Origin of the sequence: Synechococcus sp. R55.2 (assembly GCF_047462075.1) — a bacterium.
Taxonomy (GTDB): domain Bacteria; phylum Cyanobacteriota; class Cyanobacteriia; order Thermostichales; family Thermostichaceae; genus Thermostichus.
Genome location: NZ_JANSIH010000072.1, coordinates 1 through 9,369, shown reverse-complemented (window position 1 = coordinate 9,369; position 9,369 = coordinate 1). Strand labels below are relative to the sequence as shown.

The following is a 9,369-nucleotide window of genomic DNA, read 5'->3' as shown; positions in this document are numbered from 1 at the left end:
ATCCAAGCTGCTGCCGCCTCAACCCCAGCAAAAGGACGGCAAAACACTTGGTCAAAGGAATTGGTGGCTTTCCGGCTGCAACACTATCTCGCTCGGTACAGCACCAGCGGGCGCTGTAAGGGCAAAGCAGATGGCTTCCGCAGCCGTGGCAGGGCTGAGCATCTTGTCTCGCTGCACCTTCAGGCTGATGGGATCCCAGAAGGGTGAGTCGATGCCCCCGAAGTAAAACAGCGTAAATCTGACCCCAAAGCGCTTCAGCTCATCGGCCATGCACTTGCTAAACCCGACCACCCCAAACTTGGCCGCACAGTAAGCAGAGGCCATCGCCATGGGATGACGTCCAAGGACGCCGGGGAAATTGAGGATGTGGCCGGATTTTTGCTCCCGCATGGGGTTGGCAGCCAGTTGGCTGGTGTAGAAGCTGCCCTTCAGGTTGACCGCTATCATCCGCTCTAGGTCTGCGGGGGTTAGTTGCGGAGCAGGTTTCAGGATCCCGGCCCCGGCCAGGTTGATCAGCACGTCAATGCGCCCATGCGTTTGCACCGTTTGGTTGACCAGTGCCTCTACCTGGGCATAGTCTGTCACATCGGTAGGGATCCCCACTCCAGAGGCAGCCCCCAGAGAGAGCGATTTCTCCACCAGAGTTCGCAGAGGCTCCTCTCGCCGAGCGGCCAAGACCAGATGGGATCCAGCCTGAGCCAGCATGGGCACCAGGACGCTGCCGATACCCCCTGTTGCCCCTGTGATCAAAATAACTGCCTGCGATAGCGGAGAAGACACGTTACGTTTCTTAAACTCTTTTTCCCATCATACACAGGGATCCCGACAAGCCAGTCACAGCCCCACTGGATCCCTCGACAGAGGTCATCTGAGCGGTGGAGAAGACAGGAAAGGCTGGCACAGCCACAACCCACTGAACCCCAAAGTCAGCAGAGTGAGGGGCAGGCCAAAGCGCAGATGTTCTCCAAACGAGAGCACATAGCCTTTTTTGGCCGCTGCCTCAACCGTGATCAGATTGGCCACCGCCCCAAATAGAGTCAAATTGCCCGCCAAAGTGGAGCCGGCAGCCAGCAACAACCAAGCGGTAGTCTCCTGTCGGGGCAGGAACGATTGCAGCAACAGCACCGCCGGCACATTGGAGATGAGGTTGGATAAAACGGCCACACTACTCAGCAGGGCAAGAGGGGATCCCGCCAGACTCTCTGCCAAGGATCCCAAGCCCATCCCCCAAACAGTGACCAGCTCTCGCGTTGCCCGCGTCAGGATAAATAGCCCGGAAAACATCACCAGCAGATTCCAGTCCACCTGCCCCAAAAATCGCTCCGGCTTCAGCCTACGGGTAATCAACAACAGGGCTGCCGCCACCAAGGCCGATTCTGCCAAGGGAAGTCCGGCTACAAAGGCCACAAACAGCCCCCCCGTAATCACCACGCTCTTGCGCAACAGGGGCGGATAGAGCCGCAGCGGTAGCCAAGGCACCTGGGCAAAGGGTTTCAACGAGCGCACCTCAGGGTAGTACAACCACAGCAACCCCACTTCCAGCAGCAGCCCTACCACGGCAATGGGGGTCATCTGGGCAGCAAACTCCAGGTAGCCGATCCCAGAGAAGGAGCCGATCAGGATATTCTGCGGGTTGCCGCTCAGGGTGGCGACGGATCCCAGGTTGGTGGCTGCCGCCAAGCCCAGCAGATAGGGAATCGGGTTTAACCCCAGCACCGTTGTGACCTGCAAAGTCAGGGGAGTAAACACCAGCGCCAGCGTGTCGTTGAGCAGGAAAGCCGAGAGCAGCCCGCTGCCGAACACCAGCATGATCAACAGACCAAAGGGGCTGCGGCTCACCCGAATCAAGCCCAGCAAAGCCAACTGAAAAGCCCCCCCATAGGACAAGCTGGCATTTACCACCATCATGCTCAGGAGAAACACAATCGTGGTCGGGTCAATGGCTTCCCAAGCCTGCCGTAGCGACAAGGTCCCCAAGCCAATCAACAGGGCGGATCCCACCAGGGCGATGGTGGCCCGGTTCATACGCAACCTAGGCAGGGATCCCAGTCCCAGCCCGACATAGCTCAAACCCAACACCAACCAAGACAGCCCCTGCACCCCCCGATCCCTCCCGCACTTCTTTCAGGATCCCTGATGGGTTCAGCCAATGGCAAAGGCTGGAGTTGAAACAGGCCCAACATTCCCGATACTCAATAAGTCACAAATAAGTCACAAGAACCAATCATGGTCAGAAACCTTTCGGGATAGTCCAAAAGCTCCGCTGGATCAGCGCGTTTGCCTCGGCGAGCTGCAGACCGAGCAGAGGTGGCGAGAATATCCAAGGTCTGGCCATCGTTCGTAGGATAATGGGAGCCCGCAGACATTGAGTTACCCACCGTTCACTGAGGAGTTGTCCCCTTGGTCAAAGAACGCGTAGAGGTCATCGTCCCGGCCACCACCGCCAACTTGGGGCCAGGGTTCGACTGCATCGGTGCAGCCCTAGAGCTCTACAATCACTTCTATTTTCGCGAGATCCCTTCTGGCCTCAGCATCCACTACCGCGGCAGCGACCACATTAGCCAGAGCAAGGACAACCTGGTGTACCGGGCTTTTTGCCGCGCCTTTGAGCTGCTGAGTAAGCCTGTGCCGGGGGTAGAAATCGAAATCACCCTCAACGTGCCGCTGGCGCGGGGGTTGGGCAGTTCTGCTACCGCCATTGTCGGCGGCTTGCTGGGGGCCAATGCCATTGGGGCGCTTAACTTAGCTCCCGAAACCCTCCTACAACTGGCCATTGCCCTAGAAGGCCATCCAGACAATGTGGTGCCCGCCCTGCAGGGCAGTTGTCAGCTTTGTGTGCAGGGACAGCAGGGGCAGTGGGTGTTCTGTCCGGTGGAGTGGCATGAGAGCATTGGCATCCTGGCTGTGGTGCCCAACTTTAAGCTTTCCACCCAAGCGGCCCGCGAGATCCTGCCCAAATCCGTCAGCTTGGCGGATGCAGTTTTTTCCAGCAGCCATCTGGGCCTACTCATCCGCAGCCTGCAGTCGGGGCGGGTGGACTGGCTGAAGGTGGCCCTGCAGGATCGGCTGCACCAGCCGGCGCGTATGGAGCTGATCACCGGGTTCAAAACGGTTCAAGCTGCAGCCATGGCTGCCGGAGCCTATGGAGTGGTGATCAGCGGAGCCGGGCCTACCCTTTTGGCCCTCTGTGCTCCCGAGAATCGGGAACGGGTGGGATCCGCGATGGTCAGCGCTTGGGCGCAGTTGGATATTGAAGCGGAGGCCAAACTGCTCAACCTGGACCGGCAGGGAGGACGGGTGGTGATCCACTCCCAGCCGTCTGGATAGGAAACTCCCTCTCCAGTCGGGGAGCTACCCTGCTGCCGGGAAGCCATCTTGCAGCAGCAACACCAAGGGCGGAAGAAATAGCCAAGCCGCCACCATCAAGGACGCCGCTGCCGCCATCAACACCGCTGCTGCCGCGCAATCTTTGGCGATCTCGGCCAAGAGGTGATACTTGCTGCCCAGGGTGAGATCCACCACCGCTTCCAGAGCGGTATTGACCAGCTCAAGCGCCATCACCAAGCCGCTGGTCAGGCTGATCAGGGCCATTTCCACAGCGCTCAGCCGCAGGCCCAGCCCAAGGCCAAAGGCTATCACCGCCACCGCCATGTGGATGCGGAAGTTGCGCTGAGTGCAGATGGCATAGACCAAGCCCTTGCCCGCGTAGTAAAAACTTTTGCCCAGGTTGTCAGCCACTTGCCAAGAGGGGGGGCGTCGCCAGGGATCCATCCCCGAAGGCTCGGCAGTTGCTGCGGGATCGGCCTCAGAGATAGGCGCTGGGTCTACACCGGTGGGCCCGGAATGGACGCGCCGCCGGAACACCGCCAGGCGAGAACGCTCCGGCAACCGACTAGGGCTGTTGGCCATGGGCCACCTCCCCATCCAGTTGGATGGCTGCGAGCAACTGTCGCTGTTGCTGCAACATGCGCTGCAGGGACAGTTCATCCGGGTGATCCCACCCCAGCAGATGGAGCAACCCGTGGCTGGCCAACCAGGCCAACTCTTGCGAAAGACGATGCCCCTGCGCCTTGGCTTGTGCGCGGGCGGTGGGCACCGAAATCACAATATCCCCCAGCAGGCGTACCCCCGTTACGTCTTGGATCTCAAAGGGGGCAAACATCTCCTGCGCGGCAAAGGCCAACACATCGGTGGGCTCGTCGAGATGGCGAAACTCGCGGTTGAGCTGGCGGATGTGTTCATCGGAAGTGAGGCAAAGGCTGAGCTCGCATGGCTCCTGGACTCCCAGCTCTTTCAGCCAGATCTCGAACCAATGACGCCAAGTGGCTTCTTCAATCGGGCTTGGGATGTTGAATTGCAGATAGAGATCTAATAAAAATCCATCCATGCGGGCCTCACTCACACCACGCCCCTTATTCTACTGGTTTGCCCAGATTGGGCCAGGTTTTGCTTCTTTGCTCTGCCAGCTGTTTCAGCGCCTGTCGTAGTCGATTCTCCAGCTCATGGCAGCCCGAATGCAAATCCTCTGGCGGGAACAGATCTCCGGCAACGCCGACCGCCCAGGCCCCTGTTTGCAGGTATTCCGCTGCCCCGGCCAAGGTGACTCCCCCTGTGGGGATCAACGGCAGGGATCCCAGCACCGATTGTAGATGGCGCAGGTAGCGGGATCCCCCCATGCTCTCCACCGGAAACACCTTCACTGCCGTTGCCCCCGCCTGCCACGCCCTCCAGATCTCGCCGGGGGTGAGGGCACCGGGCACGATGGGCAGCCCTACTTCCCGACCCCAACGGATGACTTGCTCATCGGTGAAGGGGCAAACGCAAAACTGGGCTCCTGCCTGCCAAGCCTGCTCCGCCATCTGTCGATTGAGAACAGTGCCCACCCCTATCCAACACTGCGGGTGGTCTTGCCGCAGTTGGGCAATCAACTCCAGGTATTGGGGAACTTGCGTGGTGATTTCAATGTGGCGGATCCCGGCCCGGATGGCCAGCATGGATCCCTCTAGGGCCTGGGCTGGGCTGGCACAGAGGCGGATCACGGCAATCAGCGGCTGCTGCCACAGATGGAGTAACCAGGGGTGCTGTGACCCTTTTCTGAAACTGCACTCAGCATCCTCGAATGCCATCTGTAGGAAAATACCCGCTCAGTGTTTTGCAGTTGCTTGGGTTTAGCTTAAGTTTAATTGCAATCCAAAAACGAAAAAGTCAGCCTGCCAATGAAATAATGACAAACCATAAAGCCTAAACGTCTTTTCTTTCAAGGGAAAGCCTAGCAGATGACTCAGGAACAAGCAAAGCCGGTGTTTTATAGGGGCAACTGTTTGCGCGTTCGTGGCCTTTGCCGGAGTGTTTGCTTTTCCCAGCTTTTCACGGCGTTGCTGGTTCCTGCTCTGGCCTTGTTGTCTCCCTAACCGGTGCTGAACTCAGCAGAGAAGAGGAGGAAGATTCCTCAAACCAAAGGTGCCGCAAGGTATCCCGTCTGTATGAGGCAACTTTTTGGTTGGCCTTCTAAGCGTGAGGTTTGCCAGCAGGTGAGCGGCCAGTTTATCGTCATTTCCTAGTTTTTCTAGTCCGTTGAGGTTGCTGCCGCTTGAGTTGCATGCCGTCAGGCCTGTGGGATCCGGAGGTGGAGTCGCTACTGTCTGGCTCTTCTGTTGCTGTTCGGAGTAGCCCTAAATAGCCAGCTCAGGCCCGATTCAGATCCGTGGGGATCTTTGTATCCTTAGGGTCGATGGGTCAGTCGCAGAGGGTGTGAGGAGTGACGAGTCTGAGTCGTGGGGCACGCAGACTGAAAGTGTGGGTGATGCTTGGATTGCTCACCCTCTTGCTGTTGGGGGGACTGGGGGGGGTTGCCCCGTCTCAGGCGCAGAATGTCAACCAATTGCAACAGCGGCAGCAGCAGATCCAGCAACAAATCCAGAGCACTCAGCGCCGCTTGGGAGAACTGCGCCAAGCAGAAGAAGAAGCCCGCCGCCGCATGGGATCCCTGCAGCAAAACATTCGACAGACCGAATCCAGCCTTCGCGACAATCAGTATCGTCTGGAACAAGCCCAGAAAGCCCTGGAGCAAGCTCAAAAGGAGCTACAGGAGCTGGAAGACCGCCTGAGACGGCAGCAACAGGGCACGGCTGCCCGTTTGCGCTACATGCAGCGACAGGGGGCCGAACATTGGTGGGCTTTGCTGCTCACCAGCCGTGACTTGAACGAGTTTTTCGACCGCCGCCACCAACTGCAACTGTTGATCGAGGCGGATCGGCAGTTGATCCAAGAGCTGCAAGCAATGGCCAAAGAGGTGGATCAACAGCGCATTGCCCTGGAGATGCAGCGCAACGAGATTTCCTTGATTTTGCAGGAGCTGGCCGCCCAGAAGAATCAACTGCAGCAGCAGGCTGCCGCCCAAGAGCAACTGGTGGGCCGCTTGGCCAACGAACGCGCGGCCTATGAAGCAGCCCAACGGCGGTTGGAAGCCGATTCTCGACAGCTCACCAGTCTGATCCAGCAACTGATCGCCCAGCAGGCCCAACAGCAAGGGGGCAGGGATCCCGTTCAAGGGACAGGCCGATTCATTGCTCCGGTGCGCGGGCCGATCACCAGCGGCTTTGGCTGGCGGGTTCACCCCCTCTACCGCAGTCGCCGCTTTCATGCGGGGATCGATTTTGGTGTGCCCACCGGCACCGCAGTCAGAGCTTCAGACCGGGGCACCGTCATCTACGCCGGTTGGTACGGCGGCTACGGCTATACGGTGATTGTGAATCACGGCGGCGGCATCACCACCCTGTACGCCCACAACAGCCGCGTTGCCGTTGGGGTAGGCCAGCAGGTACAGCGGGGGCAAGCAATTGCTGCTTCCGGCTCCACCGGCCTCTCCACCGGGCCCCATGTTCACTTTGAAGTGCGCGTCAATGGCCAACCGGTGGATCCCCGCCGCTACCTGTGAAGCAAAGCCTCCGTCGGCAACAGCTTCAGGGATCCCGCCTGCAATGTCCACCGCACATCGGCAATGGAGGACAGCTCCTCCGGGTCGTGAGAAACCACCAGCACCGTCCAGGTGGACTTCAGCCGGGCCAACAGCTCGATCAACTGCCGCCGCACCGACCAATCCAATCCTGCCGTCGGCTCATCCAGCAACAGCAAAAACGGGCCACGGATCAACTGGACGGCCAGGGCCAAGCGCCGCTGTTGCCCGCCGCTGAGGCGGTTTGGGGAGGTATGTAGAGGGATCCCTTCCAATCCCACCTGTCTGAGGGCGTTTTCGATCTCTTTTCTCTGTAGCTCTGGATAACCAAAGCGCATTTCCTCCAGCACCGTCAAGCCGCAAAAGTGGCGCTCTGGAAACTGAAACACCAACCCCGCCATGCTGCGCAAGCGGTTGGGGGAAAGTTCTGCCCCTCCCCAGGTAATCCGTCCTTGGGTGGGCCGCGCCAAGCCAGCCAAAATCTCCAGCAGGGTGCTCTTGCCCGCCCCACTTTTGCCCACGATCAGCCCCAACTGGTTCAGGCCCAACTCAAAGGAGAGATCGTTGAGAATGGGCTGGGAGACGGCTGCCGGATGGTAGGAAAGATGCTGAACTTGCAACATGGGGGGCAAAAGAGGGGGATGCTGTCGTTATTTTGGCACCGGAAGATCCCCGCGCGACAGCTATGGCCCTTCTTCAGCGGGAAGGTCGAAGCTTGGGAAACACCTCTATCCGGAGGAGCAGATTAAGCTAGCCTGAAGGTAGGGTAAATTATCGCTCTGGTTATCCTGATGGCGCAGCCTTCTTCTGCAGATTCTCCTTCGGTTGGGGCGGGATCCCCCCCCCAGCTGAGTTACACCCGCCTGGCCATGCGCAACATGGTGCGCAAAGGCAAGACTTCCCTGCTTCACTTCACCCTGACAGCGGTGGGGTTGGTGGCCCTGCTGGTGGGGCTGGCCTACCTGTTTCACTGAGTTTTCACTGAGTTCCGCGAGAGTGTCCTGGCTATACCCTCTTGCAGTTGTTCCTAGGGCGGGAAAGCCACACCCTGAAAGGTCTTTCTTGTTACACTCCATGTCGCTTCTTGAGCTTTTCCCAAGATTAGGTGTTAGGAAGGAACAAGCAGCAATGGCTCCCACGGTTCGAGCGTACGGCAATCCCGGCTGCTGAAACGCCAACCCTTGGCTTTTGGATTTTGGCCTATGCAGACTTCGCCAGACCTCACCTCCGCTCGTTCTGTCATTCGCCTGCTGTTGTTTGCCAAGAGTCGAGCTGTCGTTGCCGAACTTGAGGAACATCTGCGCCAGCACATCCAGGGGTTGCCCGGCCAATACCCTGCCCAACTGGAAGTGGTGCCGCTGGAGGAGCACCCCTACCTGGCGGAGCATTACAAGCTGGTGGCGACTCCGGCTCTGGTCAAGGCTGAGCCCTTGCCTGCTCAGGTTTTGGCGGGCGGAGACTTGGCGACGCAGTTGGAAGTGTGGTGGCCCCGTTGGCAAGGCCAGGCGGCCTTGGCTTCCCATCAAGAAGGGGCAGGACAGGATCCCACCTCCCCTCCGACCACCGAGGCGCTGTTGCAAATGTCGGAAGAGGTGTTTTTGCTGCGGCAGGAGCGGGCCCAATTGCGGGAGCAGTTGGACTTCAAAGATCGCGTTCTGGCCATGCTGGTGCATGATTTGCGCAGCCCCCTGACGGCCACGGCTTTGGCGGTCGAAACCCTGCAACAGGGGCGCGAGGGATCCCTGGACAAAGCGCTGGAACGGCAGTTGTTCGACCACGCGCGCCAGCAACTGCGCAAGATGGACAGCATGATCACCGATATCCTGGAGTCGGCCCGTGGCGCTGCCTCGGAGCTGAGGATTCGAGCCGTAGAAACCCAGTTGCCCGGCTTGTGTCAGGCGGTGATCGAGGAGCTATGGCCGCGCATTCAAGGCAAGCGGCTGCAGTTTCAAGCGGATATTCCCGTGGATCTGCCCTCCGTCCATGTGGATCCCGACAAGATCCGCCAAGTTCTGTTCAACCTGCTGGACAACGCCATCAAGTACACCCCCGCCGGGGGATCCATCCGCCTCGATGTCCTCCATCGCACCAGCCAAAAGGTGCAGGTGACCGTCAGCGATACCGGCCCTGGGATCCCGGAAGCCGACCAAGAGAGCATCTTCTCCGATTCTGTCCGTCTGTCCCGGGATCAACAGCAGGAGGGCTATGGCATCGGCCTTTCCCTCTGCCGACGGATCGTGCGCGCTCACTACGGCCAGATTTGGGTGGAGTCTTCCTTGGGCAAAGGCAGCAGCTTTCATTTCACTTTGCCCGTGTATCGGCTCTGCAAGGGCTAGCCGGGAGCTGGCTCCCCATGGGTGTAAACTACCCGACCCTGACTGCTTCGCAGTACAGGGCGGGCTTTCGGTAGCCCT

The 9,369-nt window shown here is 59.2% G+C and carries 10 protein-coding genes; 4 read left to right on the top strand and 6 right to left on the bottom strand.

The window, feature by feature from the left end:
- Window positions 1–51 precede the first annotated feature (51 nt).
- Window positions 52–780 carry an SDR family oxidoreductase gene (locus NW838_RS02685; RefSeq protein WP_414427456.1) on the bottom strand — a complete coding sequence of 243 codons (729 nt, stop codon included), beginning with the start codon at window positions 778–780 and terminating at the stop codon, window positions 52–54.
- 84 nt (window positions 781–864) lie between these two features.
- The gene (locus tag NW838_RS02680) at window positions 865–2,100 is read right to left on the bottom strand and encodes an anion transporter (protein WP_414427455.1); all 1,236 of its coding nucleotides are present in this window, start codon (window positions 2,098–2,100) and stop codon (window positions 865–867) included.
- 300 nt (window positions 2,101–2,400) lie between these two features.
- Between NW838_RS02680 and thrB the strand changes: the two genes are divergently transcribed.
- Window positions 2,401–3,327 carry a homoserine kinase gene (thrB, locus tag NW838_RS02675; RefSeq protein ID WP_011433497.1) on the top strand — a complete coding sequence of 309 codons (927 nt, stop codon included), beginning with the start codon at window positions 2,401–2,403 and terminating at the stop codon, window positions 3,325–3,327.
- A 24-nt stretch (window positions 3,328–3,351) separates the two neighbouring features.
- Here the strand turns inward: thrB and NW838_RS02670 are convergent, their stop codons facing one another.
- The 3 genes from NW838_RS02670 to eda are packed head-to-tail and all read right to left on the bottom strand — an operon-like array spanning window position 3,352 to window position 5,126.
- Complete coding sequence (locus NW838_RS02670) at window positions 3,352–3,909, bottom strand: diacylglycerol kinase family protein (protein ID WP_414355492.1); 558 nt, start codon at window positions 3,907–3,909, stop codon at window positions 3,352–3,354.
- A complete protein-coding gene (gene ybeY, locus NW838_RS02665; RefSeq protein WP_414355491.1) occupies window positions 3,893–4,387 on the bottom strand; it encodes an rRNA maturation RNase YbeY in 495 nt (164 codons plus the stop codon). Before ybeY ends, NW838_RS02670 begins: the two co-directional genes overlap by 17 nt.
- 25 nt (window positions 4,388–4,412) lie before the next feature.
- Window positions 4,413–5,126: a bifunctional 4-hydroxy-2-oxoglutarate aldolase/2-dehydro-3-deoxy-phosphogluconate aldolase gene (gene eda, locus NW838_RS02660; RefSeq protein WP_414355490.1), complete on the bottom strand. Its 714-nt coding sequence runs from the start codon at window positions 5,124–5,126 to the stop codon at window positions 4,413–4,415.
- A gap of 677 nt (window positions 5,127–5,803) precedes the next feature.
- Between eda and NW838_RS02655 the strand changes: the two genes are divergently transcribed.
- Window positions 5,804–6,937 (top strand): murein hydrolase activator EnvC family protein, encoded by a 1,134-nt coding sequence (locus NW838_RS02655; RefSeq protein ID WP_414427454.1) that lies wholly within the window; start codon window positions 5,804–5,806, stop codon window positions 6,935–6,937.
- On the opposite strand, the gene NW838_RS02650 is transcribed toward NW838_RS02655, so the two are convergent.
- Entirely contained in the window at window positions 6,928–7,578 is a 651-nt protein-coding gene (locus NW838_RS02650) for an ABC transporter ATP-binding protein (protein ID WP_414427457.1), read from the bottom strand. The two genes, NW838_RS02655 and NW838_RS02650, sit on opposite strands and share 10 nt — an antisense overlap.
- A 168-nt stretch (window positions 7,579–7,746) precedes the next feature.
- Here NW838_RS02650 and NW838_RS02645 point away from each other — a divergent pair, with 168 nt between their 5' ends.
- Window positions 7,747–7,929 (top strand): DUF3285 domain-containing protein, encoded by a 183-nt coding sequence (locus NW838_RS02645; RefSeq protein ID WP_414352125.1) that lies wholly within the window; start codon window positions 7,747–7,749, stop codon window positions 7,927–7,929.
- Between the two features lie 228 nt (window positions 7,930–8,157).
- The gene (locus tag NW838_RS02640) at window positions 8,158–9,291 is read left to right on the top strand and encodes a histidine kinase (protein WP_414427453.1); all 1,134 of its coding nucleotides are present in this window, start codon (window positions 8,158–8,160) and stop codon (window positions 9,289–9,291) included.
- Window positions 9,292–9,369: the final 78 nt, after the last annotated feature.